Origin of the sequence: Sphingobacterium suaedae (genome assembly GCF_042684625.1) — a bacterium.
Taxonomy (GTDB): domain Bacteria; phylum Bacteroidota; class Bacteroidia; order Sphingobacteriales; family Sphingobacteriaceae; genus Sphingobacterium; species Sphingobacterium suaedae.
In genome coordinates this window covers 1,162,954-1,188,083 of record NZ_JBHULR010000003.1, presented here as the reverse complement: position 1 = coordinate 1,188,083, position 25,130 = coordinate 1,162,954, and the positions used below count along the sequence as shown (strand labels likewise).

Annotated in this window: 29 protein-coding genes and 1 tRNA gene; 25 read left to right on the top strand and 5 right to left on the bottom strand. The window is 42.0% G+C overall.

The genetic code is table 11. The annotated features are described in order from the left end of the window. Nucleotides 1–16: 16 nt before the first annotated feature. From ACFSR5_RS08625 to ACFSR5_RS08570, 12 genes are all read left to right on the top strand, one after another. Entirely contained in the window at nucleotides 17–739 is a 723-nt protein-coding gene (locus ACFSR5_RS08625) for a hypothetical protein (RefSeq protein WP_380902715.1), read from the top strand. 11 nt (nucleotides 740–750) lie between these two features. Then, nucleotides 751–1,122, top strand: a complete 372-nt coding sequence (locus tag ACFSR5_RS08620; protein WP_380902713.1) for a hypothetical protein — start codon at nucleotides 751–753, stop codon at nucleotides 1,120–1,122. Between the two features lie 57 nt (nucleotides 1,123–1,179). Further along, a complete protein-coding gene (locus ACFSR5_RS08615) occupies nucleotides 1,180–2,265 on the top strand; it encodes a major capsid protein (protein WP_380902711.1) in 1,086 nt (361 codons plus the stop codon). Between the two features lie 4 nt (nucleotides 2,266–2,269). Beyond that, on the top strand, nucleotides 2,270–2,791 hold the full coding sequence (locus ACFSR5_RS08610) for a hypothetical protein (RefSeq protein WP_380902709.1): 522 nt from the start codon (nucleotides 2,270–2,272) through the stop codon (nucleotides 2,789–2,791). A gap of 2 nt (nucleotides 2,792–2,793) precedes the next feature. After that, nucleotides 2,794–3,126, top strand: a complete 333-nt coding sequence (locus ACFSR5_RS08605; protein ID WP_380902707.1) for a DUF6706 family protein — start codon at nucleotides 2,794–2,796, stop codon at nucleotides 3,124–3,126. Continuing rightward, nucleotides 3,120–3,404 (top strand): hypothetical protein, encoded by a 285-nt coding sequence (locus ACFSR5_RS08600; RefSeq protein WP_380902705.1) that lies wholly within the window; start codon nucleotides 3,120–3,122, stop codon nucleotides 3,402–3,404. Before ACFSR5_RS08605 ends, ACFSR5_RS08600 begins: the two co-directional genes overlap by 7 nt. Before the next feature lie 31 nt (nucleotides 3,405–3,435). Beyond that, entirely contained in the window at nucleotides 3,436–3,858 is a 423-nt protein-coding gene (locus ACFSR5_RS08595; protein ID WP_380902703.1) for a hypothetical protein, read from the top strand. Next, the gene (locus ACFSR5_RS08590; protein WP_380902701.1) at nucleotides 3,858–4,301 is read left to right on the top strand and encodes a hypothetical protein; all 444 of its coding nucleotides are present in this window, start codon (nucleotides 3,858–3,860) and stop codon (nucleotides 4,299–4,301) included. The genes ACFSR5_RS08595 and ACFSR5_RS08590 overlap by 1 nt, the downstream gene beginning before the upstream one ends. Before the next feature lie 39 nt (nucleotides 4,302–4,340). Next, nucleotides 4,341–4,880: a hypothetical protein gene (locus ACFSR5_RS08585; RefSeq protein ID WP_380902699.1), complete on the top strand. Its 540-nt coding sequence runs from the start codon at nucleotides 4,341–4,343 to the stop codon at nucleotides 4,878–4,880. Nucleotides 4,881–4,947: 67 nt separating this feature from the next. Beyond that, nucleotides 4,948–5,508, top strand: coding sequence for a hypothetical protein (locus tag ACFSR5_RS08580; RefSeq protein ID WP_380902697.1), 561 nt, complete (start codon nucleotides 4,948–4,950; stop codon nucleotides 5,506–5,508). Nucleotides 5,509–5,519: 11 nt separating this feature from the next. Further along, nucleotides 5,520–5,669, top strand: a complete 150-nt coding sequence (locus ACFSR5_RS08575; protein WP_380902695.1) for a hypothetical protein — start codon at nucleotides 5,520–5,522, stop codon at nucleotides 5,667–5,669. Between the two features lies 1 nt (nucleotide 5,670). Next, complete coding sequence (locus tag ACFSR5_RS08570; RefSeq protein ID WP_380902693.1) at nucleotides 5,671–6,177, top strand: hypothetical protein; 507 nt, start codon at nucleotides 5,671–5,673, stop codon at nucleotides 6,175–6,177. Here ACFSR5_RS08570 and ACFSR5_RS08565 read toward each other — a convergent pair. Beyond that, nucleotides 6,174–7,085 (bottom strand): hypothetical protein, encoded by a 912-nt coding sequence (locus ACFSR5_RS08565; protein ID WP_380902691.1) that lies wholly within the window; start codon nucleotides 7,083–7,085, stop codon nucleotides 6,174–6,176. The two genes, ACFSR5_RS08570 and ACFSR5_RS08565, sit on opposite strands and share 4 nt — an antisense overlap. A gap of 126 nt (nucleotides 7,086–7,211) precedes the next feature. Here ACFSR5_RS08565 and ACFSR5_RS08560 point away from each other — a divergent pair, with 126 nt between their 5' ends. The 4 genes from ACFSR5_RS08560 to ACFSR5_RS08545 all read left to right on the top strand — a co-directional run bounded on the left by ACFSR5_RS08560 (nucleotide 7,212) and on the right by ACFSR5_RS08545 (nucleotide 10,638). Further along, nucleotides 7,212–7,766: a hypothetical protein gene (locus tag ACFSR5_RS08560; protein ID WP_380902689.1), complete on the top strand. Its 555-nt coding sequence runs from the start codon at nucleotides 7,212–7,214 to the stop codon at nucleotides 7,764–7,766. Between the two features lie 248 nt (nucleotides 7,767–8,014). Next, complete coding sequence (locus tag ACFSR5_RS08555) at nucleotides 8,015–9,304, top strand: PIN-like domain-containing protein (protein WP_380902687.1); 1,290 nt, start codon at nucleotides 8,015–8,017, stop codon at nucleotides 9,302–9,304. 46 nt (nucleotides 9,305–9,350) lie between these two features. Further along, a complete protein-coding gene (locus ACFSR5_RS08550) occupies nucleotides 9,351–10,202 on the top strand; it encodes a hypothetical protein (protein ID WP_380902685.1) in 852 nt (283 codons plus the stop codon). After that, complete coding sequence (locus ACFSR5_RS08545) at nucleotides 10,195–10,638, top strand: hypothetical protein (protein ID WP_380902683.1); 444 nt, start codon at nucleotides 10,195–10,197, stop codon at nucleotides 10,636–10,638. The genes ACFSR5_RS08550 and ACFSR5_RS08545 overlap by 8 nt, the downstream gene beginning before the upstream one ends. Nucleotides 10,639–10,658: 20 nt before the next feature. On the opposite strand, the gene ACFSR5_RS08540 is transcribed toward ACFSR5_RS08545, so the two are convergent. The 4 genes from ACFSR5_RS08540 to ACFSR5_RS08525 form a co-directional block, all read right to left on the bottom strand. Further along, nucleotides 10,659–11,033 (bottom strand): hypothetical protein, encoded by a 375-nt coding sequence (locus tag ACFSR5_RS08540; RefSeq protein ID WP_380902681.1) that lies wholly within the window; start codon nucleotides 11,031–11,033, stop codon nucleotides 10,659–10,661. Beyond that, nucleotides 11,014–11,202: a hypothetical protein gene (locus ACFSR5_RS08535; protein WP_380902679.1), complete on the bottom strand. Its 189-nt coding sequence runs from the start codon at nucleotides 11,200–11,202 to the stop codon at nucleotides 11,014–11,016. Before ACFSR5_RS08535 ends, ACFSR5_RS08540 begins: the two co-directional genes overlap by 20 nt. Nucleotides 11,203–11,327: 125 nt before the next feature. Beyond that, nucleotides 11,328–11,462: a hypothetical protein gene (locus tag ACFSR5_RS08530; protein ID WP_380902677.1), complete on the bottom strand. Its 135-nt coding sequence runs from the start codon at nucleotides 11,460–11,462 to the stop codon at nucleotides 11,328–11,330. Further along, nucleotides 11,439–11,513 (bottom strand) — tRNA-OTHER (locus ACFSR5_RS08525). Before ACFSR5_RS08525 ends, ACFSR5_RS08530 begins: the two co-directional genes overlap by 24 nt. Nucleotides 11,514–12,008: 495 nt before the next feature. Here ACFSR5_RS08525 and ACFSR5_RS08520 point away from each other — a divergent pair. The 9 genes from ACFSR5_RS08520 (at nucleotide 12,009) to ACFSR5_RS08480 (ending at nucleotide 25,125) form a co-directional block, all read left to right on the top strand. Next, nucleotides 12,009–16,787, top strand: coding sequence for a phage tail tape measure protein (locus ACFSR5_RS08520; protein WP_380902675.1), 4,779 nt, complete (start codon nucleotides 12,009–12,011; stop codon nucleotides 16,785–16,787). Next, nucleotides 16,777–17,289 carry a hypothetical protein gene (locus tag ACFSR5_RS08515; RefSeq protein WP_380902674.1) on the top strand — a complete coding sequence of 171 codons (513 nt, stop codon included), beginning with the start codon at nucleotides 16,777–16,779 and terminating at the stop codon, nucleotides 17,287–17,289. Before ACFSR5_RS08520 ends, ACFSR5_RS08515 begins: the two co-directional genes overlap by 11 nt. Further along, complete coding sequence (locus tag ACFSR5_RS08510; protein WP_380902673.1) at nucleotides 17,289–20,048, top strand: hypothetical protein; 2,760 nt, start codon at nucleotides 17,289–17,291, stop codon at nucleotides 20,046–20,048. Before ACFSR5_RS08515 ends, ACFSR5_RS08510 begins: the two co-directional genes overlap by 1 nt. Before the next feature lie 35 nt (nucleotides 20,049–20,083). Continuing rightward, complete coding sequence (locus ACFSR5_RS08505) at nucleotides 20,084–22,285, top strand: DUF2817 domain-containing protein (protein ID WP_380902672.1); 2,202 nt, start codon at nucleotides 20,084–20,086, stop codon at nucleotides 22,283–22,285. A gap of 37 nt (nucleotides 22,286–22,322) precedes the next feature. Further along, nucleotides 22,323–22,781 (top strand): lysozyme, encoded by a 459-nt coding sequence (locus ACFSR5_RS08500; RefSeq protein WP_380902670.1) that lies wholly within the window; start codon nucleotides 22,323–22,325, stop codon nucleotides 22,779–22,781. Continuing rightward, a complete protein-coding gene (locus ACFSR5_RS08495) occupies nucleotides 22,781–23,092 on the top strand; it encodes a hypothetical protein (protein ID WP_380902668.1) in 312 nt (103 codons plus the stop codon). Before ACFSR5_RS08500 ends, ACFSR5_RS08495 begins: the two co-directional genes overlap by 1 nt. Before the next feature lies 1 nt (nucleotide 23,093). Beyond that, nucleotides 23,094–23,252, top strand: a complete 159-nt coding sequence (locus tag ACFSR5_RS08490) for a hypothetical protein (RefSeq protein ID WP_380902666.1) — start codon at nucleotides 23,094–23,096, stop codon at nucleotides 23,250–23,252. Further along, entirely contained in the window at nucleotides 23,236–23,874 is a 639-nt protein-coding gene (locus ACFSR5_RS08485; RefSeq protein ID WP_380902664.1) for a hypothetical protein, read from the top strand. Before ACFSR5_RS08490 ends, ACFSR5_RS08485 begins: the two co-directional genes overlap by 17 nt. A gap of 234 nt (nucleotides 23,875–24,108) precedes the next feature. Beyond that, complete coding sequence (locus tag ACFSR5_RS08480) at nucleotides 24,109–25,125, top strand: restriction endonuclease (protein WP_380902662.1); 1,017 nt, start codon at nucleotides 24,109–24,111, stop codon at nucleotides 25,123–25,125. The last annotated feature ends 5 nt before the right edge of the window (nucleotides 25,126–25,130 follow it).

Sequence of the window (25,130 nt, the reverse complement as noted above, 5' to 3'; positions counted from 1 at the left end):
TCAAAACACAAAATTTATGTCACTAAAATCAAAAATCATTTCCAAACTAAAGGAAAAGGCGAAATCTCTAAAGATTAACCTTTCTAATGTCAGAATCAACGGACTAGCGGACAAGTTAGACGCAATTGTGGATAACGAAGACGATATCGACGGTGAAATAGACAAGCTTGACTCAATCTTATCATTCAAAGAACTAGCAATTTTGGACGATGCAAAACGAAATGCAGATCGGAGAGCTGCAGAAGAAGATGACGAGGAAGGGGAGGAAGAAGAAGATCCCGAAACGCCATTATCAAAATCATCGGACAAAAACAAAGGCAAAGAAACCGGCGACAATGAGATGCCCGCGTGGTTTAAATCTCACGTTGAAAGCCAGAACAAAGTTATTGAGGGTTTAACCTCACAACTGACTGCGTTCAAAAACGGCCAGACAGTTCAATCCCGTAGACAACAACTCGAAGCAAAATTGAAGGACGCCCCTGAAAAATTTAAGACGCGGACTTTGCGCGATTTCGATCGCATGAAACTGGATAGCGATGATGAATTCACAAACTATCTAGCAGAGGTTGAACAGGATGTAGCGGACGAGGTACAAGCATCTGCTGATGCAGGACTTGGAGGTGATGCGCCCTCGGGCGGTGTAGGTGGCGTAAAATTGAAGGAAGATGAAGTATCTCCTGCAATGAAAGAAATGGTTCAACAGCGAGAAGCTGCGGCTAAAGCCAAAGCTGGAGCATAACAATCTAGTAAATGGGATTACAAGGAGTAAAAAAAACAGGTACACAGGGTTTTCAAAAGGTAGTTTTTGAAAACGTTGTTGACACTCTTCCCGGCGGATTGATCCTAGACGTTGATAAAGCAGACTACCCCGATGGCTATGTGCCGGAGGGGGCGTTGGTTGGTCGGGATCCTGCTACGGGAATCGGTTCGGTGTTATCTGCTGTCGATGGTGTTATTAAACCCATCGGACTAACACATAGAGCATCAGAGGTGTCCGACGGCAACACTTTTGCTAACGGTGTGGTAATTAGTGGAACAGTACGCATTAAAGCATTACCGACGGCGTTACAAGCTATCGTCGATGGTTTGCGTACGGCGTTACCGCGGATTACGTTCGTTTAATTAACCGAGTTTTAACAAATCATATTCAAATACGAAATGATAAATATTCAAGAATTAGTGCCGGAATTTCGCAGAGCGGATGCCCAAGCTTATGTTGAGTCGTATCCATTTGATACGCTTCAATATCAGCGCGTCTTCCCTTTGGAATATCAGCCAACGTTGAAGTGGTCTGCTATTGAGGCCCAGTTCGGCGCAAAGGTAATGGCAGCTGTTACTGATTTCAACAGCCGGGCACCTAGATTCGGGCGTAATCTACCCACGAAAATCGAGGGGGATATGCCTAAAATCGAGATTGCTCGAGATAAGGTTGAGACAGATTTCAATACTCTTCGTGAGTTAGAGGATGCAGTTCGCCGTTTACCAGCGGGACAGACGCGCCGAGAAGCTGTTCAAAGAGTTCTAGACTGGCATTACGAAGATCAAGTATTTGTGCGTAATGGTATCGAAGCGCGTAACGAATGGCTTGCTAAACGCATTGCTTCAACCGGTAAGTATCGGTTGACTCAGGTGAATAATGAGCAGGGGATTCAGACCGTAACCGACGTTGACTTTGCTATTCCAGTGGCGAACAATGTAAATGCAGCTAAAAACTGGACAGATCCAACCGCTGATATCGTAGGAGAAATCAAGGCTATGAAAGCTCGCTATAAGGCGGCGAAATTGCCTCCTCCGCGGTTCATGTACTGCGAAGAGGATACCATTGCATTAGTTGCAATGAATCCTGGCGTTCAGAAGTTTACAGCAACATATGTTGAGAATGCGCTTGGCTTACAGCAAGAGCCATCGTTAGAGCAAATCAATCGGGCTCTTAAATCCAAAGGACTTCCAATATTCATCGTTTGGGAATCTGCATTGGTTCAGGAATCCAAAAGCGGGGAACAAACTGTTGTTTCCGGTTGGGAGCTCGGAAACGTCACTTTTTCAGTAACAGAGCAATTGGGTAAAACTCAATATACTTTGTCTGCTGACGAATACGTGAAAGCGGGAATAGCGCAAAAAACGAAGTCAGGTATTGTGTTGATTAAGACCTGGGGAATAGAGGATCCTATCACAGTTGTGACTAAAGGAACCGCATATGATTCTCCTGTGCTATTTAACGCGAAAGCGACGTTCATTTTAAAAACCATTTTACCAGGAGGATAAGCAAATGGCTAACGAAACAAAACAGGAAAAGACCGGAGCAACTGCTCCGGCAACTCCTTCTAAAGTAGAAGGGGTGCAACAACCTTCCGCGTCCAATGATTTACACTCCGAAAACGCGGGGCTGAAGAGCGATCTGCAATCAAAAACTGAGTTGCTCCAGTCACGTGAAAGCGATATCCAAACGCTACAAACTGAAAACGCGGGGTTGAAGAGCGATCTGCAATCAAAAACTGAGTTGCTCCAGTCACGTGAAAGCGATATCCAAACGCTACAAACTGAAAACGCGGGGTTGAAGAGCGAGAACGAAGACCTCAAAGCGAAGGTTGCGGACCTCGAAAAAAAAGTCGAGTCGTCCAAATCTTCTAAAAAGACTAAAAGCGAAAAGCGGTTCATCGTTGTCAATTCTTTCCGAGGTAATACCAAAGGAGATAGCGGGAAAGTATACAATATTGGAGATGACGTCTCTGAGTTTGATGCAGAACGCTTAAAAAACTTGGTTGAACGTGAGTTGATCAAGGAGGTATAGATATGACCAATAGAGAAGTCCTTAAAGCCAAGATAGCACAGCCGGTTCCGGAGGGGACTATTGATTTAGTTCTGATTGAACAAGGCGTACTGCCAGACAATCAATTCGACCCTTCATTGGAAGACGATCGTAAAGGAATGGATCTTGCGCAGGCGGGGCTTATCTTTTGGTTTTGCACCAATCGCAAATCTGTGAAAGAACTAGATTTCCAGTTCACCCAACATGACATCGATGATCTTTTAAAGATTCGTAGAGTGCTATTGAATCGCTGGGGAGTTCCTGATGAACTTGATACTGATAGTCCAACAATTGAAAGTGTATCCGATCTATGGTAGGCGAACAATATCCAGATATTTTGTCATACGTTGATGTAAACGGTAACAGCGTTGACGTTAAATGTCGGTTTAGACCAACGAGAGGAACTACCTTTCGAAAAAAACAAGACGGACAAGAGGTGCAGGTATCATTTGATATCGCTTTTCCAATCGACACCCCATCGATCAGACTTGGAACCGTATTCATGGCGACAAATGAGCGAGGAGAGGGGTTTATTTTCGGTCAGGAACTATTATCATTCCATGTTGGATCGTATCACTGTTTAGGTAGTTGTTAACATGAAGGTAGGTATCGATATCATGACTGATATGAAATCCTTGAAGAAGCAGGTGGAGGACGAGATGAACAAGAAGGTTCTTGCTGCTATGGTTGAAGTTTGTCATGAGGCAATTGAAAGTGTGCGAAGGAAAATGCTTGACAAAGCGTATGAGGACCATACGGGTAATCTTAACAGTTCAACCGGCTTTATTATCTATCTAAATGGGAAAGTGCTTCATAAGGACTTTAGATTGAGTAATGTCGGTACAGACAAGCAAACAGGTTTGGATGCCGGAATGGAAACAGCTTTAGGCGTAATGAGAGAGACACAAGGGTGGGGTATCGTTATGGCCTCAGGAATGGAATACGCAAGCTGGGTGGAAAGTAGGGGATTTACAGTGATAAGAGGTGCTGCGGCAGGTTTAGAATCTGTTTTGGCTTCTGCAATTAATCGAATTAGAACTATAACGTAATGGATCACTATATTAAGACAGGTATCAGCTCTCTCGAGGATGTGAAGCAGGTTTTGGAGATGGCCGACGTAAAATCAAATACGGGGCTTACGGGAGATGTCCTAATTCTTATGCGTGTCCTCAATTCTTCCAAAGAAGATATCGTTCTAAATTCGAGCAAAGCAGGTGCCGAACAGATCACTGTTAACCCGATAAATGTCAACATCCACATCCCTAATCTCAAGAATCAACCTGGGGCGACTCCAAACACCGTAGATAACACACAGCCAGATATTAAAAGAATGGAAGAAGTGGGCCGAGTAGTGATAGAAGTGTTGGACGATTACAGGGGATTTGATTTTTTCCTGCGCGTGGATTCGGCAGGTGAAGTTATTCCTGACGGTAAAAATGGTTTTTACTACAATATTGTGATTTGGTATACATATCTAAGAAAAGAAATTTAACAGAATATTTACGGCCATAGGCCACAATACAGATAAATTATGGCAGCAGTAACAGGCGTTGAAAGCATAGAGCTGGCTCCGATCGGGGTCAACGGCGCTATGCCAACTACAGGTTTCGTCAAGATTGTTGATATCGAGATGGATTCTGTAAACATGACAATTCCGCCACTGGAGAAGGTTCGTATTCGTGTGGAAGATAAATCTGGCGTACGTTGGGTTCTTCCTGGAGAAACCGATCCTCCTTCATTCGCGACAAACTCTTTGGACTTGAGCATTGATAAAGCAAATCTTCTATTTAAAGGAGAGAGCACAACTGGTGCGGCAGAGTTCAAAGCGCCGACTGATGATATCATTCATTATTTGGCGATCCGTTTTACTTCGAAGCCTTTTGAAGGTAAGAAGTTTGTTTTGGAAATTCCGGTAGCAGCTATTTCAGCTGGTATTGTGAATAACTTCACCAAGAACGGTTTCGTTGCACTTAGCATGTCTGGAGATGCGACAACTCCTTCCGATGCAAGCGGAAATGCCGTATCCCCATACGGATACAAATTCGTTGATGTAACCCTTCCAGAGGGATAATCGATAATAGAATAGCCTGAAAACCGGAGGTTAGGCGGTGAGTAGGGCTTATTTATTCCTAACCCAAATGAAAAATAAAGTCGATATCAGGCAGGAGATTGTGGATACGATCACCGACAAAAAGACTTTTATCAAAAAAGTCAAAATTAGAATAATCTACCGGACCAAATGGCAGCATGTTCTATCCTCCATATTTCTTATTCCAAAGTATCATGTTAAGAAGATATACTTGACAAATTTATGGCCTGGTACGGTCATGAAGTTACTCGGAGTACTTATTGGAATGAAAAAGATTCATTCATTCGATGAACAAGAGGTTTATAAGGTGATCAAGAATAATATTCCATTGTTTACCGAGTTCTTGGCTATCGGTCTCCATAACAACGAGTCGGATCCACCTGAATGGCTTAAAAGAGCAATCAACTATCATTTTACCCCGCATGAAATATTGATCAATTCGATCGAAGTCTACCGGAGGTTAGACGTGCAAACTTTTTTCGTCATTACGGAATCCCTGATAGACCTGCAAAGTCTAAGTCATATCCTGGAAGCCGAAGCCCCTGGGCAATCATCGGGAACGTCTGCAAGTACTACGGATGGAACGAACGAGATGTCAAATGGGGCATAAGCTGGAAAAATATGCTGATGTACAATGCGGTTATTCCAGATTTTGATAATGGGTCGAGCGATGGTGTGACCAGTACTTCCACAAGTAAATCGGATAAAGTCGGGGGGTACATTTCGTTATTTGACGTAGGCCAGCGAATCATGGAAGGAAAAGGAGTGTAGGATGGGTAAATGGGGAAGACCTGGTCAAGGGAGAGCAATCCTAAAAGATATCACCGATCGGAATTTTGTGCGGATCGGTGATTTTTATTATCCTCCAGGATCAGCTGAGGCACTTTCGGTGCAACCGCTGCGAAAGAGGCGGTCAAAAATTATTCGGACCGGTTGGATTGATGATTCCCGTAATTTAAAGAACAGGGAAAAGTATCAGGATCCCTTTATAACTTTTGTGAAAATGGAACTTAAACTCGATGTATGGCCAGAGTTTTATTTTTCCACCGAACGACTATATCGATTTGATTATGCAATACCGGAACATAAAATTGCAATCGAAGTTAACGGTGGCGTCTGGGCGAAAGGAAAAAGCGGCCATAGCTCCGGCACTGGAATTCTCAGAGATTACGATAAGTCAAATTTAGCACAATCGCTAGGCTGGCGTGTTATAATTTTGGTGCCGAAAAATCTGATGACTGATGAAAGCCTAAAAATATTGAGAAAGTACAAACATTAGAATTCTTTGTCAAACCCTCTTTTAATTTCAATTGACAAAGTTGGAGTTTTTTTTGTAAATGTACCTAACCGAAAATCGGCGTTATAATGCTGAGAGTGCTTGAAAAATTCAAGACACTCTTCAGAGAATTGATTGTCAACATCTTCCCACCCATATCCTGATATATTTGCATTGTTACATCGGATAAAAATAAAAGCCTTGTCATGAAAAATATCTGCATAATAACCACTAATTTTTTCGTATCCGACATACTTTTTAGGTTGGTATTGGGTAATGCTAATATCCCCGTTCTTGATTAGAATCACAGAATTGTACGTAATATCGAGACTCTGAATTCTGATTCTCCATACTCCCTCCAACCATTCGGCACTTGAAATTTCTTTTAGTTTGTCTATATATTGATTTTTGTCACTTATAGTTTGCTCTAAGTCGGAATTTCTTACACTTAATTCGGAATTTATAGTTTTTAGCTGGTTGTTTAATTCAATAGTGACTCCTTCATTCTTTATTATTTCACTAAGTGTGTTAATCTCTTCGTTAGCTTGTTGCACGGCCTCTATATATTTGGACGTGGGAACGAACCCCTTCATAGATATTGAAAGGACTTGCCTATCCTCCTTTGTGCTAATAAATGCATTGAACGCACTAATACCCCATTTAATTAGTGGAAAAATAAATGTGTAAGCAACAGCCGAAATAAGAGGAGCTATTAGTGATCTCCACCCGTCAGCATAGTGCCGGATAAGTTCGACGTAATTTCCCATTCCAAACTCTTCACGAATCGTTTGCGAATTATACCAAATTAATGAAATGACTATTTCCCAGTTCCAAAGGGGCCATGATAATAAGAACGATATGATAAAAGGGTTATTTAACCGAATCTTGAGTGAATCAATTATGTCTTTCATATGTTAATAATTAGTAGCGTAAATATAATCAATTAGGTCATTATTCAAGGAACTTATATTAAATTATGGTTTTCCGTAATCTTTAATTGAGAAAATACGTAACTTGGTTTGCAATCAATCAAATTTATGAAGAAGCTGCTGTTAACTTCGTTTTTCTTGGGTATTTTTTCACTAGGGTATGCTCAACTCACCCTTACTATGAATGGATTTCGAAATGAATCGGATACCACTTTGGCGAGTGTTGTGCACAAATTTCCTAATCAAAATGCTGATGAAATATATACGAAAGCGCTAGCGGCCCTTAATAGATACAGGTCGTCCGAGATCCGGACCAAAGAAATTTTATTATCTCCAGGAGCTTCTATATTCGTTTCAGGAGAGTCGGAGGTATTGGGGATCAAAGGCGTGACGGTATATGCGATTTATGCAGTGTCTTTTGATTTCAAAGATGGCGCGATGAAATATTCCGTTGACAATATTAAGTTTGACGCGAAGGGTAGTGGAGGGGAGCTATACAAAGTGGTTGATAAGTATAAAGGTAAGAACTTCTCTTATAAGAAAAGTGTTTGGTCAGAAAATGGAACGCTTGTAGATCCGGAAGGAAAGAAAGTTATTGAGGATTTTTATAATGGGTTTTTAGAGCATGTGCTGTCCGAGATCGAGGATTGGGAGAGGTGGTAGTAACGTTGAATCGAAGGGGGCACTATGTTACGAAACGAATTTTTTGATGGGATTTCATGAAAAAGCTACATTCAATTTTTTCGATGCCGAACGCGCCCACAAAGATTCCAGCGAAACTTTAGTCAACCGGGTTGTTCCGACTTTACTAATCAATGGCGAAAAAAAGAGTACCCAATCCCATTGAACTTTATACGAAGAAAAATTTGAAGGAGTGGTAGATAACTGTAAACCAAAATATTATTAAACCTATGTTTGACGAAAAAAATTTTTATCTTAAAAAGGAAAAATACGACGTTTTAACGTACAATACGTGTGCTAAAAAATACGTATCAGGATTTCAAAACGCGATCGAATTAAAAGGAAAATATCCGATATTCTTAGATACAAATGTACTGCTCAGATATTATTCTATATCGTTTACAGCTAGGAAGAAGCTTTTTGACTTTCTAATGAACGTTAGTAAGCGAATCTTTATAACCGGTCAGGTTCAAAAAGAATTTCTGCGAAATCGTGAAGAAGTAATATCACAATATTTTAAACAGGTTTCTGAAAAAATTCCATCGGATTTTAATACTGATATAGTCAATAAAATGCAAAACTTTATTGACCAACATAAAACAGTGTTAAAAGACTATCCTTACATGGAAGAGGGACTTAACACTCATAAAAAACATCTAGAAGATTTACTTTCTAAATTGAACGAAGAAACTGAAGAAAGAAGAAAAAAATACAACAGCTTGGTATGGAACGATGATTTTTTAAACTTGATTGAAACATTTAGCCTACTACCAGAACTTGAGCCAGACAAAGTTAAATCATTACATTCATCATTTGATCAACTACGAAAAAAAACAGAATCCGCTAATTTAGAAACACTTCTAAATAAGCCAGGAGAGGTTTTCCCTGGATTGTGCGATATTAAAAAAAAGCCTGACGATCCGTATGGCGACTATATTATTTACCATGAAATCATGGCTTATTTAAAGGATCATAATACCGATGCAGTGTTTTTGACTTTTGACACCACAAAAGGAGACTGGATGTCAAGGTCTAAAACACCGCATATGCACTACGTATATAATATGTACTTGAATACAAATCAGATTTTATATATTGTAGACGCCGACAGAACTCTTGAACAACTAATTAATGTTGATTTAGAATCATTGATTGAAATTAAGCCAATCAAGAACCCGCAATTGTTAAAGGACCAAATTGTAATAATAATGCGGACCCATGAAATCTTTAACGGGTTATCAGTGGTAGACTTGAATGATAGAGATTTAGAATCGCTGTCCAAGGCGGGAATTAAGGATCCCAGATATATCATTAATGTACTAAATCTATGCCTATCGTCAGTTGAAGAGATAAAACAACAATTTTTATCAGCCACGTCGTCAACACGAGGAATGTTACTCATATGCCTCAGATGTGTTAATAATATACTGCTTAATGAGTATATCGATTCAATATCTAGCGCACTAAAGCCAATTAGGACGCGCCGTTACAAAAAACTTAGAAATTTAATAATACATTAGGAGTATTGATAAAACTCACCCTTCAGTTTATTAATATGCACACATTATGAGTAAATTTGATATTTTTACTTATCAGATAAGCCCCTTATCAAACTATCAAATGGGGCTTTTTGATGAAGATATTACAATTGATCAGTTAATTTCGCGTAAGAACAAAATATTTGAAAGCATCTTTGACAATAGCCTTTCCTTTTTTAGTTCGCGTAACAAGCTCAAATACAAAATTGAACACATATCTAACGAATTCATTTTGCTGAGACTAGCAAACAAACGAACACTAAAAATTGAAATTGATTTTCAATCGGAATACAAAGAGATAGAGCCCAGCTGTTTGATCGCGATTTATAATGACCCAGAGGTCCAATTGATCGCCATCGAGTCCGATAAAACTTCGTTTGGAAACAGTTTCTCGGTGCTTAAAATTCTCGAAAAGGCAATTGACAGGCGATTAACTAATTATAATTTAAGATTCTATCCACAGCCTAAATATGAGGAAAAAGTTCTATGGGACTTGTTAAAGAAATACGAAGGACGGATAGAAAAATTGCAGTTTGAATTTTCTAAACCAAATCTTGCACGAGTTAATCGTTCTATTTCTGAAGACCTTAAAGAAGCTAGTAAAATATTAAACAGTGCTACAACTAAAGTGGAGTTTGAAGCTCCGAAAAACCAAGCCCTCGAAAACTTAAATGAAGAAAACCAGTTTTTATCCGGTATGGTAAAAAGTTCTTCAGACGGTGCCGGGCCAGCAAAAATAAAACTTACAGGTTTACGTAGTTGGGAAAGCACAGAATCTACTGTTAAATCTTTCTCAATAGACTCATTAGAAATCGAGGCTGACCAAAAAACTATTAGTACATTTGTAAAAGCAATTAAGGACAAATTAACGGGTGAATAACATTTATAAAATATTAACTTTTATTTTTATTAGTATAATTGCGGCCTATGCTTCGCACTTACTAAACAGTTCCTTCGCAAACAAATTTGCTGAAAATATACTTGCTTTGTTGACAACGCTATTTGCTATAAATATAGCCAGTAGTACACTAATTGCTAGTAAAATAAGAGAGATCCAAGATAAAACTAGTTATGCTTTTAAAAAAAGCAAGACTAGCTTAAAATCAGTTTTTCATGAACAGATTGTTATAATTGTAATTGCTTTTGTTGCAAGCTTATTGCGCGAAAGTTCAATTCTTCAAGACTTTTTATCGAAAAAAATAGTTTGTATACTCTCCGACTCCGTCATATTTTTTACGTTTATTTTCTTTATAGATGTGATTAAAGATATAGGAGTGGCATTATTCGAATTGCTTGATTTTGAAGAAAAAGAATAATTTAGGGTTATTTTGACTCCTTAACCCTTCCCAAACCTAAACCCCTCACTTCCTTCAACCTCGCCAATATTGTATATGGCCCCACGTATATAGTCATGTACTGCGACCGTGATCTTTTCTCCGGATAACTTATGTACTTTCAGCGTATCTAACGATTCGACAATAAACACATCTACTCGGTGCGATCCGGTTCCATCGGTTTTAAAGGTGACGCCATCAGCTACGATCAGCGCACGGGCATCGATAGACTGAACATGAATTTCAATACGTGCTGGAGATGCTGAGTAGGCATCGTCGGTGATTTTGGAGCATGAAGTAAGTGACAACATCAGCAAACAAAAGACGAAATACCACACCGCAAAGAAATACAGGTTACTATTTTCGCTCGGTTTCATATATTGCCTCCTTATTATTCCAAAATGGGTTGTTGATTTTCACGCTGATGGATCCACCAAATAATGCAGCTGCGAACAAAGTCAGTGTCAACGTGAAAATAGCTAATATTACTACTACTCTTCCGAATAACTCTGCGATGTCTAATAATGCATGGATGTATTTGTTCATAACTAAAAGTTTAAATTTTGCCGGTCTTTCCCGGCTGTCAGGTGCTAACGTTCGGTATGGATTTACAGTCCAACCAATGTTTTTCCGATTTGTCACTCTTGTTGGCTAACTCATCGTTGCCGAGGTTATACCCGTCCGGTCATGTCCGTATCTCTATTACTGTCCATGAAGTCAACCGTCTCCAGTTTTATGTCACCCAACGCGGTTAGCACCATATCTGCTATCTGTAAGGGTTGTGGAGAAGAGTGGATTCGAACCACCGTTTCATACGGATTGGATACCGCTGCGTCCTAACCTCTAGACGACTTCCCTAAATGTACCGCGGGAAACGGGGAGGATCCCGCGGGTACCAAACCAATTATTAACCTATGAATTATGAAGTGGAAAGAACAGGATTCGAACCTGTAACAAAGTGTGCGAACTGTTATACCGCCGTTTCTTTTACCATCTTGGCCGTTCACGCTTTCTCATCCGCGTCTATCAATTCCGACATCTTTCCAAAATAGCCCACGAACACCGAGCGGTGTCGTGGGCATAATCAACCAATATAAACCTATGAATTATGAACTGTTTAATCCCCGACCAGCTACGTGCTGCTAACCTTCTCGGAAGCCGGGGTTTGTTTTCAAAGAACTTAAAAATTGGGGTTTCCAATTATTGAATCAACTCCATCTCTAAATCTGATCACCGTCTACAAAGCAAATCTATAAACTTATAACAATATATACAAATGTATATTTAAAAATTATGCAAAATATTGGTTTGCATGATGATATAATTTATTAAGGAATAGCATCAAAGTACCTTTGAACGTAGATATGGCAGATGTTAAATTCAAGTTTACAGCAGACGACAGTGAGGTCCGTAAGAAACTCAACAATCTTCTCAAGATGCGGGAAGCATTGTCTAAAGGTTTCGATACGAATATCGATAAGGATGCTGCTGGGGGACTTGCTGCCTCATTGAAAGACGCGGTAAAACAAGCAAATAGTTTGCATAAGGCGCTTTCTAAAAGCAGTCTTAATCCGGCGAACGCTGAACTAATTGCATCTCTTGTGCAAAAGAAAAAGGCTATAGAAGATGAAAGACTAGCACAGGAGAAGCTTAGGTCCGAAGCTCTTCGAGATAGCAAAGCTATGCGGGATGCCAAGGAGAAAGAAATTGAATCCTTAAAGCGGGCTAGGGAGGAAAGACAAAAAGAACTTAAACAGCAGAAGGAACTTAGGGATGCTGCCAAATCTATCAAGGATGCAGAAAGAGCTCAGCGTAATATTGAAAAGCAAGAAGCTAAACGCCAGCGTGAAGCTGCTAAGCGTAAAAAGCAACTTGAACAGGAGAGCAGCGAGTACTACAAACTCAATAAGGCGCTTGGAGCAGTCCGCAAAGAAAGTAAAGACCTACTTGCAGAAATGTTCCGTATGGAGCGCCAAGGCTATCAAAATACGTTAGGCTATCAAAAACTTAAAGAAAAAGCTGATGCTCTAACAAAGCAAACTCAATATTTGGATCGTGGTATCAAGAAGATCGATGCCACGCTTGGTCTTCATCAAAGAAACGTCGGTAATTACGGCGAAGCGCTTGAGTTAATCAGCCCGATCATATCGGATATCAACCAAAAATTGGCGTTGTTCGGTACGTCCCTAGACGATCTTGCTTCCAAGCCCGGATCTATTAAACAATTAGGATCTGCCTTTGTAAGCATGGGAAAAGGTATACTGACTTTTCTAGTCTCTCCGGTGGGGCTACTTATAGCCGCTCTAGGCAGTTTGTTTATGCTTTTCCAACGCAACAAACAAACCGTTATTGATTTCGATAATGGGTTAAAAAACGTCAGTAAGACTACCGGGATGATGGGTAAGGATCTCACTGCGTTCGGTGACGCCATCGTTGACTTATCCATGAAATTGAAAGTGGTTGACGCCTCAAAATTGCTGGAATACGCAACAGCAGCTGGTCAGCTTGGTGTAAGGGGACGAGCAGATATCTTGGCTTTCACGGAGGCAATGGCGATGCTTGAAACGGCTTCCAATATTTCTGGGGAAGACGGAGCGTCGGAGATTGCGCGAATGTTGACATTGGTAGACGGGGGAGTTCAGAACGTTAAAGCTTTCGGGGATGAAATTGTAAACCTTGGGAACAACTTTGCTGCCACAGAGAAAGAGATTCTTGCAAATGCAGAACAGATCGCCCAAAACGTAGGGATTTACAGGATTGGTCGCCAATATGTTCTAGCATTCGCTACAGCGACCAAGGCTGTTGGTCTGGAGGCGGAACTAGTTGGATCCACTTTTTCAAGAACCCTTGGTGAATTTGAAAAAATCGTTCGATCAGGCAAAGGCGTTGCCGATTTATTGAAAATTGTGGGTGGTAACCAACAGGAACTCCAGCGTAGATTTAAAACCGACGCTGCGGGTGTATTTGTTGATTACGTTAAGGGCTTAAATAATATTCATAGGGCAGGCGGATCGGTTAATGAGGCCTTAGAGAGAACGGGAGTGGTCGCAGTCCGCGATCAGCGAGTATTAGCTTCCTTAGCCACAAACGGATACGGTGTCCTCGTAGATGCTTTAGAGAAGGTTCGTAATGCCAACGGTGCAATGCAACAGGAGTTCGAAAACGGGGCCAGTAAATTGCAAAACCAAACTCGACGCATGGGGATTGCATGGGATAACTTTGTGCTTTCTATTGAGAACGGTGAGGGAGTGATCGGTAGGTCTGTCGTCGCTATTGTAGGATTTTTCGCGGAGCTACTCAACCAGATTAACAAGACGTTCAATCCAACTTCCGTGGAGGAATTCATCGCACGTCTCCACAACTTTAAAGCTGCGGATCAAATTCGGGATATCAATAAGGCGATGGAAGAAGGTGAGGTGCAGATAAAAAAGCTTTCTTCTTTTGATGCGTCTAAGGCCTCAACTATCGAACTAAATTCGATGTTGAAGGAAACTACTTCATCAATCAAGATTGTTTCTGACGCTCTCGCTAGTTACAAGAAGCAAGTGAATGAAGGGTTACTTACCGAGAAAGGAAAGAATTCGCTAAAAGATTTTGAGCAAACAATCAATTTCCTCCGCATTCAGGAATCGAATTTAATGCGACTTGGAGCGACCACAAATGTCGCAAAAGCCCCGGTATTTGGTGAATCTGACGGCGAACGAGCTACGAGGGAACGGGTTCAGCGTGATACCGAACGTGCTGCTGAAAGAAGAAGACAAGCACTAGAACGTCAAAGATCGTTACAGCAAGAAATTGACAGTCTTAATAGCCAAGCTTTCCGCAACCAACTTAGTCGAGATGAACAAGAGGTCGCATCCGTTCGAGATAAATATGCGAAGATCCGCCAGGAGGTTGATAAATTTTACCGTGACCCAAAGAATAAGGGTTTTCGTGTCAATACAGGAGGCTTGAAACAAGCTGAGGAATTTGAAATAAGCGAAGTTAATACTCGTCAAGGCACAACTAAGCTGCTTGAACAATTAAACCAGCAAAAAGCAATTTACGATGAGTATAACAACTATGTGGCTTCTAACTCATTGGAAGAAGCCAATAGAATGTATGCGGACCAAATCGAGATTGTAAAGGATTTTAAGGAGAACTTAAAGAAGGAATACCTAGATATCGTAGCTCTGGAACAAACGGCTTTTGACGAATCCTTTTCCGGTTCTTCAGTAAAACTGACTCAAGCGCAACAAGAGAGAGCCAAAATGTTAAAAGACATGATTGATTCTATTGATCGAGATGAGCAGGCTCGTCAGAGAAGTCAGTATGCGGAACTCTTAAAACAATATGAAACGTATGCTCAGAAAAGAGCTCAACTTACTAAAAAGTATCAAAGCGATATATCCAATCTTGAAAGGAAAGGTGAAAAGGAACGGGCAAACCGAGCAAAAGAACTGTACGCTGAAGAAGTCAAGCAACTATTCCAGGACGAGGTAGAGTCATCGGGCAGATTTAAAAAGTTGATGGAGGATATCGATAAATCAAGTCAATGGCTCCTTTCGTCAGCGTTTAAACGAGGTAAAGAGGCTGTAATGTCTCTAATTGATGGAATGTATGACGCCACGCCTGAACAAAGAGCTGAGTTGAAGAATCTCTATGGAGAATGGTTTGACCGAGGTGATATGGAAGCATCAATCGGCAACTATGAAGCCGTAACAAATCTAATCGGTGGATTTGATCAATTAGTAGGAATGGCGACTCAATTTGATGGATCGATGTCTAGTTCACTACGGACTATTGGCCAAATGGTTGGACAAGTTAGTTCTATGGCGTCATCAATAGGAAAGATGATGGGGTCCGCTGGTTCATCTATGTCTAAGGCTGGAATGGTAGGGGGGATCATAGGATCGATTTTCTCTTTATTCGGATCCATTATACAAATTGGAGAGGCAAAGGCAGCTCGTGCTCGAGAAGAACAACAGCGACAGGATCAATTACAAATCAAGCAAATTGAGGCCGTTACGAAATCTCTGGAATATCAGTTGTCCTTGGTCCAGCAAATTTACGGCACTGACCGTATTGAAGCGTATGCAAAGGCTGTTAGAGATGCAGCGTCTGCTGCCAATGACAGCATTGCTAACCTTCCCGGAAGTCAAATATTGCTAACTGGCGACGCGAGCCGAGATTTGGAGGCTTCGGTTTTCAATCAGTACGGTGGTGATATCGCAGCAATGCAAAAGCGGGTTGATGATCTTAAGAGGCAAATGAGGAAAACATCTTGGAATCCTTTCCAAAACCGCAAGAACCGTGAGAGGGGAATCGAAGTAGAAATTCTTCAGAACGCAATTAATTACTTGCAAAATGGCGGCGCTCAGGAATACAAATTCGCTTGGAAATCGATTGAGGATATTACGCAGGACGAGGTCACGGAGATGAGGAAGTTAATTGAGGAGGGTAAATTCGACGAAGTTACCGCTGCGCAATTGTCCAATGTCATCGAACAGTGGGAACTCTGGAAAGACGCAATGAACCAGATGCGCGAGGAATTGACCGGTATTTCCTTCAAGTCGCTCACCGACGGCATTGTCTCCTTATTCGAGCAGGGCAAAACTTCTGTAGAGGATTTCACGGACTTCTTCGAAAAGCAAATGCAACAAGCAATTCTCCGTGGGTTCTCCAGGGATGCCATTGAAAAGCAGATGCAACCTTGGTATGAATTGTTCGCTCAATATAGTGAGAATGGATTGACTCAGGATGAGGTTTCAAAATTACGTGATCAGTATCTAGCTATTATGGGTAATGCTGAAAAGCAGTGGGAAGATTTGAAGAAGGTAACAGGAATTGACTTTAGTGATAGTGGAACTTCCTCAATTCAATCCGAATCCATCGCCCGTCAACTAACCGAACAAACCGGGACTGAAATAGTCGGCATGTTCCGAGCAGGCTACGACATATGGAAGCAGCAACTGAACGTGATGAATGCGCAATCAGCGACTCAAATGAGCCTTTTAACGGTGGCCAATAATAAGCTGTTGGTACTGAATGCTATTCAGGTCAATACGGCGAATACGGTGGCGCGTTTGGACACCGCCGTCAAACACCTTCAGAACATTGATAAGAATCTAGGAGGTAAGTATGCCAGTTAATTTCAACGATACGCCGTCGCAGGATCTTGGACTATTCTTTAAAAAGGGTGGACTTTACGGAGAGCTGCTAAAGCTTCCGAAGCCTAAAGAGCGGTATTCTTACGATTGGAAGGATGAGCACGGAAAGGAGTATGACACTTTCAGCCCAACGGTTTACGAATCATTGCAGTATAATATCCCTTGCTACCTCGTGGCGAATGACGTGGATGACTTGCAAGCAAAGCGCACGGCCATCCTAGAATTGATCTCGGCGCCGGCAGGATTTGACTTTTACAGCAATACGCTGGGGCGTGGGTTCAAATTACGCTATATCGACAGCCCATCGTTCCGGACGATGAACCCGATTTGGAGCAAGGGCAAATTATACTGCGAGTTCACGCTTGTGTTTGAAAACAACTTCGATCCGACGATAACTCAGTTTGCGCTTGCTGATGAATACAACTTCATCGTCACAGAGAACGACGAACAAATCATAGTCGAGGACTACAAACAGCATTTTTAATGGAGATTCAGGTATATAGAGGAAATACGGCAGCGGCAAAATTACCGCTTAACTTATCCACATTCACAAAGGTAATGATGGGTGAGCATAGTCTTGTATTTTCTTTTGTAAGCCCGTCGAAGGTCGATATACGTGTAGGTGATACGCTCACTTACAAGAATGAGCTGATGATAGTGAATACCGATCCGACATTCGTCAAAAACCATCTATATCAGTATGACATCCGTTTCGAGGGCCACCGGCATTCGCTAGCCCGCTGGCTCATCATGGATGAGGGCGCGTTGACGTTCGATTATTTCGGAGATGCGAACGACTACATATTCATGCTCTTAGAACGGCTGAATCAAGTCGACAGTGGATGGACGGCCGGTGATGTTGAAGTGGGACTTGATCCGGTACCGCTTTCTTTCGATGAGATCGACTGCTATTCTGCTCTTAACGACATTGCCCAGGCACTCGGATGTGAGTGGGATATCGTCGGCAAGTCGATCAGTTTAAAAAAGACCATTGGCCGGGCGACTACGCTGTCATTCGCATACGGCAAAGGAAATGGACTATATGAACTGACGCGGAACATCGTTGATAACAGTAAGATCGTGACTCGTGCGTATGCCTCAGGAGGTACCGAAAACCTTCCACAAGGTTATACAAAGAAAAAATTTACGCTACCCGGCTACTTGGAAGATGCTACTGCTTTGGCTTTGTACGGCCTTCGCGAGGGTTCGATCAACGATCCGGAAATTTATCCAAATCGTACAGCTACTGTGACGGATATCGGGCAGATCAATGAGGGTACATGGACGGTTACCGACAGCACTATCGATTTTGATCTGCAGGGACAGTTCATCGCTGGTACCGAACCTAAGATCGTTTTTAAGTCCGGCGCGCTTAACGCACAGGACTTCAAGATACTTGGCTACAACCACGATACCAAGACTATACGCTACGAAGCGAAAAAAGACAGTAACGGCGCATTGACGCCGGTGGGATTAGTCAGGGCGGAGATAGGCGACTACTATACCTTAGTCGGTATACGGATGCCCGAAACGTACGTGACAGCTGCTCTAACTAAGCTGGAGGAAAAACGAGCCGAGTACCTCGCCAGCAACAAAGATCCGCGCGTGATATTCGACCTGAATATCGATATCCTCAACCTTAAGCGCCTGAATACGGAACCACAAGCAGGGGATATAGTCCGCGTGATCGATGAAGAGAATGACATCGATGCAGAGGTTCGAGTGACGCAGGTTTCCTATCCGGGACATTTCCCTGAAGTATTGGAACAGGGCATGCAGTTCACAGCGGAGATCGGTAACGAGGTTACTTATACCCGTGTCCAAAAAATTGAGAAGGATATCAAAGAAAGCAAAGAAATCGTAACGCAGGTCAGCAGGGATTCGTGGGAACGCGATCGCCGGAATTTGGTTGCGTTAAACGAATTCATGGGCAAAATCTTTGATCCCGACGGGAAGCTTACGGAGCCGCTCATAAAAGCAATTGTCGGGTTCTTCGGGACAGAGTCGATGATCTATGATCTTGATGGGGTGACCTATATCGTAAATGAGGGCGGCGATGAGAACGCTTTCTCCATTACCGGCGGGCAGCTGATCCATAAGACTTTTGAGGTGTCGGGACTTGGTGAGATTTGGAACCTAACGGGGCTATCCGTCACTGGGCTTGACCCGTTAAAATCTTACTACCTATCCGCCAAATGTAGCCGCGTGGCCCTAACCGGCGAATGGGTATTGACTGAACATCAGATGCCAACAGAGGCCGAGGCAGGCTATTGGTATTTTAACCTTGGGGTGCTTTCCAGTGTGATCGAGGGTTCACGGTCATTACAATCGACAATGGGCTTTACTATGATATCGGGGGGCAACATTATCACCGATACGATTACTGCCTATTACATCAATGTCAAGAAGCTCTTTGCGCAGCTTATCGAGGTTGGTAGCAACGGTTATACGAATGCCGGAATTTCGGGGTTAACGAAAGAAAGTCCTAACGAATTAAAGTCAGTTCGATTTTGGGCTGGTTCAACTGGAGAAAACAGGGATTCAGCTCCATTCCGTGTACTGGAGGATGGTAGCCTTTCATCGACTAAGGGTAAAATAGGCGGCTTTGCAATAGATGCTACTACGCTGCGTTCCGAATCCGTTGACGATGGAGGTTCGAATCCGACCAATCCCAGTAGCGGAATAATCCTAAGTGACCTGGGTGTCCTGAGCCGGAATTCCGGGATGAGCTTTTTACCATCATCGACAGGTCTTGATTTTTCAGCGTCCTTAGTCGGTGAGGCATCGACACAATTGCCGCCCTCTCGCCCTGTGTTCACAGCGGAAGTTCGGGCGGGTATCATCGGTGCCGTTCGTCAGGAACTTACTCAGCAAGCTCTTGACATGCTTTGGGGAGCATGGGGGCGTTACGGCGGAATGTTCACTTCGCTTAAACTCCTTGGCGCCGTATACGAATCTGTCCGGTTAGATACCGGTAGCGGAGATTCCTATATGACTGCAGGTGATTATTACCTAGCTAAGGGGGGTACAAATAATAACGTCTTTCTTCCTTCTGATGGAGTAGAACGCGGTCGGAAGGTGGTCATCAAGAATGCAACCGGTGATGCGCTAAATGTGCTTGGAAACGGGGCAAACATCTATCTCATCGGGAACACAGTGGCTAGTTCGGCAATAATTTCAGTAGGCGGTACAAGGGCATACCGCTATTCGCCAGGAGGGGAATGGCTTGAAAGTACGGGATAATTATAATCATAGTTGACAATAACATAATAGATAAAATGGCAAAGGGAGAAAAAGTATGGCCAAGCCAAGTGGCAAGTAGAGCTTATGCCGATATCAACTATATAATGGTTGATAATCCGGATGGGAAAACCATCGGCAGATTGCCAAAAGACGATCTTAAAAACGGTCTTCAAATCGAGGGAATAGAGCTTTCGGCGGTCGAAGGAGGGGCGAGCTCCGCTGAGGCGACAGTTTTGGAAAATGGCCCCGCCGGTCAGATCAGGAAACGGGAGGCTTCTCCCGGGTGGTATTCTGTGGGAGGAGAATTGGTTGAGGCAGGTTTGGGTAAACGGTGGATTTGGTTTTGGGAAAATGATGCTTGGTCGTTGATTGATATGGGGGAGTTGCCGCAGGTGGATACCTCGACTTTGCTTCCTAAAAAGGATATGTCGTCTCCTAATTTATTCAGTGAGGATATGTTAGTGGGCATGAATATTTCGACAAGTAACACTATTCAGGTTAACGAAAATGCGAAATCTTTCTTTTTCCCAGTCGATTTGGGTGAGTCTTTTAGACTTTATAGGCCACAGGCACTATCTGACAGGTTTCGCTACGGGTTCACCGCGGTTCCCCCTGCTCAGAGCGTTGCAGTGACCGGTGTGACGGCAACGAGCATGACCGAATATGATAACATTAACGCCCTAGCAAAGGGTTATATCTTCGTTTATGTCAGTTCTCCGACGGACATCGATCCGGTGTTCAGTAATATTAGCTTCGTTCGCTACTACAAAGGAACAGATTTTGCATCTAAGGAAGATTTAAAGTTGGTTTCTGAATCAACTGTATCATACAGAAATCAATTTAATACATCTGACTTAAAACCTTTAGGATTGAACGCTTCGGGAGTGGTTGTCGATTCAAGTCCAAACGCAAGATCTGTGTTTTTTCCTGTAGACCAAGCTGATATTCTTGATCTGTATAGGGATAAGGCATCAACCAATCGTTTTCGCTATGGGTTCGCTTCAACTTATCCTGTTGCGGGAACGCCATTGTCAGGAATTGTTGACACAAGTACGACTGAGTACAGAGATGTTAATACGCCACTGTCTGGATATTTCTTTGTTTATCTAAGCGATGGTAACGACTTAGATAATCGAGATTTTTCGAACATCGTATTTGTTAACAGGTCGCAAACGAAGCCCGTCGACAATCTAGATTCTGAAGATTCGGAACGCCCGTTATCAGGGAAGCAAGGAAAGGTACTCAAAAGCATGATTGAAAATGGAGGAGGAGGAAGTTCTTCGCCGTCTACGTATATGTTTGGGAAGTTCAACGAGATTTACAGAAGTCCTGCTATGCCGGACGTGAGTCCAGGAAACACTACCGATTTATCGACTATGACAGCTGAAGCATTTTATGTACTAATGGACGATTTAGTCTCGGCACATCCGCTTGGATTCACCAAAAGCTTAATAGGATATGGCGCTAACATAAGTAATCAGCCTGATACTTCACTACCAATTTATGAGTATTCGTTAGTCCCAGAAATGGTACAGCCGGCACAGGCCAATAATGGTGGTTATTTATCTGATCCACCCGTAATTGCGCTTAGTTGCGGCCTACACGGAGACGAAAAACTGGCGCCATGGGTTCTTTATCATTTCTTAAAAGAGATGCTGGAAAACCCGACTAATGAAATTTTGTCAAGTATTAGGAACAATGTTACAATCAAGTTTGTGCCCCTGTTTAATCCATATGGCTTCACCAACAACATAAGGCCTAACATAAACAACGTGGACCTTAATAGGAACTTTGCTATATCAACCCCGCAACAGGAGACACTAGTAGCTAAACAATGGGCATATAATAACAGGGATTGTGCATTATTTATTGACTTCCATAACAATTATTTCAGTCAGGCAGGTTGCGCCTACTGTATCACTGACAATGACGCAGAGGCTAGGGTTGTAAGCTCGATGTTCCGGAGGATGTCTCCGCTGTGGAAATCTAAGTATTTCCCATCACAAACGGATAATTATACGAGAGGACACGTAAGAGCTATTTCTACAGTAAACGGATACACTACAATATTCCTGTACTATGCACTTAATACTTTGGAAATTAAATCATCGTGCATTCTGGAATTTACTAAATCTTGGACTGACAACGTGACTTGGTATAAGGCAGAGCCATCGGAAATTGGCATGGAAGTACTTGGTAATACCTTGCTATCCTTACTTGACTATAAAAGCAGATAAACTACCGCCCCTTCGGGGGCATTAACCTAAAACAGATATGAAAACAGGAAATAAAGGATTATCACTTATAAAGAGTTTCGAGGGCTTTTACAGCAAACCGTACTTAGATCCCGTCGGGATCCCAACTATCGGCTACGGGGTGATCAAATACCCTAACGGCAAAAAGGTAACGATTAAAGACGCGCCGATAACCGAAGAGACAGCGTCCGATCTTTTGGCACAGTTGCTTGAGCAGGCATATGAAAAAGAGGTCAGCCGGTTGGTGAAGGTCCCGCTTAATCAGAATCAGTTCGATGCCCTAGTAAGCTTCACGTACAACTTAGGAAGTTCAAACCTGTCTAAAAGCACGCTATTGAAAAAAGTAAACAAAAACCCATGCGATCCGACGATCGCAAATGAGTTTTCTAAGTGGGTAAACGCAGGGGGTAAAAAGCTGGCCGGATTAGTCCGTAGGAGAAAGGCAGAGAGTGATTTATATTTCAGTAAAGAGAAGTAATGTCAGAAGAAAATAAAGACGCATTAGATAGGAAAATTGACGGCATAGTAAAGCTGGCACGACTCGATTCTGTAAAGGTTATGCTTATTGTGTCCGTATTTTTCAATATCTACCAATACGTAGACAACCGTGACTTAAATTCAGCGATAGTCGAAGAGGTGCGAAAACAAGTTAACCCAGCGGTTGACTCAAAGGTGTCGACTGCTCTGCCAAAAGCCGTTGAAGATGCTGTACAACCTATGAAAGAGGGAGTTCAGCAGGGGATGGAAAAATTGGATACTGTGTTGAACAAGGTAATAAACAAGCAGTAAAATGAAAAGACTGATAATGATATTGTTTTTGCTATTCGGGGTAATGGCATCAAGCTACAATAAAGGAGTGAAGCGAAAGGCAAGCCCGCCCGATTTCGTAATTAAGTGGAACAACCATTTGGATAGTGTAAACGCAGTACTCGATGAGAAGCGTAAGTAAATTACTAGCACTGGTGGTCATAGTGGCCGTCAGTGCTTCCTGTGGGCTTTCAAAGAAATTTAAGAGCAAACAGGCATATCAATTGGAAACTGTCAATAAACGGGACAGTTCCGAGGTTAGCAGCTCGTACAGTAAAGGTCAGGTCAAAGAGCAAACTACTGACAGAGGAAAAGTTGTGACTGAACGAACGACCACCACGGTGACGGAAAAGCCTTCCGGAAATTCGAGGGTAGTTATCAACAAAGATGACCTTAAACCGGGGGAGAACTACCTTCTCGATTCTGCCGGCAATCAGATTAAAGCCGTTCTTGACACCTTAGGTAAAACATTGACGTTGGATATTGTCACGCCTGGGGAAAAGTCCACAAGAACGACAAACGAACGGATCACGGAGCAGAAAGATGAAACTAATCAGCGTGAGGAAAACAATGAGGAGCAGCAGAATAAGCAAGTTGGCGTGACGAATGAGCAGCGTAGAAATGAGAAGTCGTCATCAGCAGTTAGCAATTCTCAACCTAGTGCTACCGGAATATTCAGTAATTGGATAGGGGCGGCTGTGACAGTATTGCTAGTGGTTATTGGGTTGGCGTGGTGGTTTTTTGGGATTAGGAAAAACAGGTAAAATAATATTATATTTGAGAAATGCCGATTAGTAAATCTGATCTTTTAATTATAAAATCGTTGGGATTTAAATTTCGTAGAAACAATAGGTACACGATGTATTCAAAATTTAACCAGTTCATATCGGTTAATTTTGAAAATAATGGTTTCCAGTTGGAAGTGGATGGGCAGCGAATTAAATCCTTTAATTTGTCTTCGGCTGATATTCAACTTATTATCAATACATTGTACCCTGATGAAGAAAGGAAAACAATATGAACTACTTATTGAGAGGCTTTATAATCAGATTGCTTCTAACGCTATTGTGACTCAAAATGACTCAATATATGGTAGTGACAGTGGGGACTATCGACAGATTGATGTGTCGATAAGATATAAAATTGCAGACATTGATCATTTGATAGCGATTGAAGTCAAAGACTATAATCATCCTGCAGGCATCAATGTCGTAGACGGTTTTGCAAGCGTTATCAAAGATATTGGGGCTAACAAGGGCGTAATTGTATGTTCTAAGGGATTTTCCAAAATGGCTCAAAATAAAGCTAAAACCTTAGGTATTGAGTTGCTGACAGTCCATAGTGCCGAGAACAAAAATTGGACTAAAATATTCGATTGCATAGTTCGTAGGCAATGTCATTACTATAATCTAGAGTTCTTCGTAGCCATGAGAGCTGTAAAGGGTGAAATTCTACAAATGAACCCTGATTCTTACCAATTTGAGGATGGCGGCAAAATTAAATTTATGGACGTGGCTAGGCAACTTATACTTGACAAGGTTCCTTGGAAGGAAATAATAAAAGGAAAAAAAATTCGAGTTCCGATAAATGAAAATACAGGACTATATGGTATCGTTAACGATCAGCCTCGAAAAATCGTATCTGGATACATGAATTTGCAATATCTCAGAACGACCAATCGTCAGTTCGCATTTCCTCCAGACAATTATATGTTAAAAGTGAATCATAATAGCCAGTTAGAGCAGTTGCATAGCCTTGAAGTCAACGTTGCTAAGCTCATCGATGTCCTAAATCTAGATTACGAAGGTGCCCCGATTAGTAGCGATACTTTTCATTACGAAATAGATGTTCACGTTTTCAACAATACTGACCTCGCTTCTACAATTAAATTTAACCAAGATGGGGCGATTTTCGGAATTGTGGACAAAGACGGAAATTATATAAGATTACCAGAAGGTGAATTTGATAGGAAATCGATTATCAAAAGGGTGGTAAAGAGTAATACAGCTAATTGATCTAA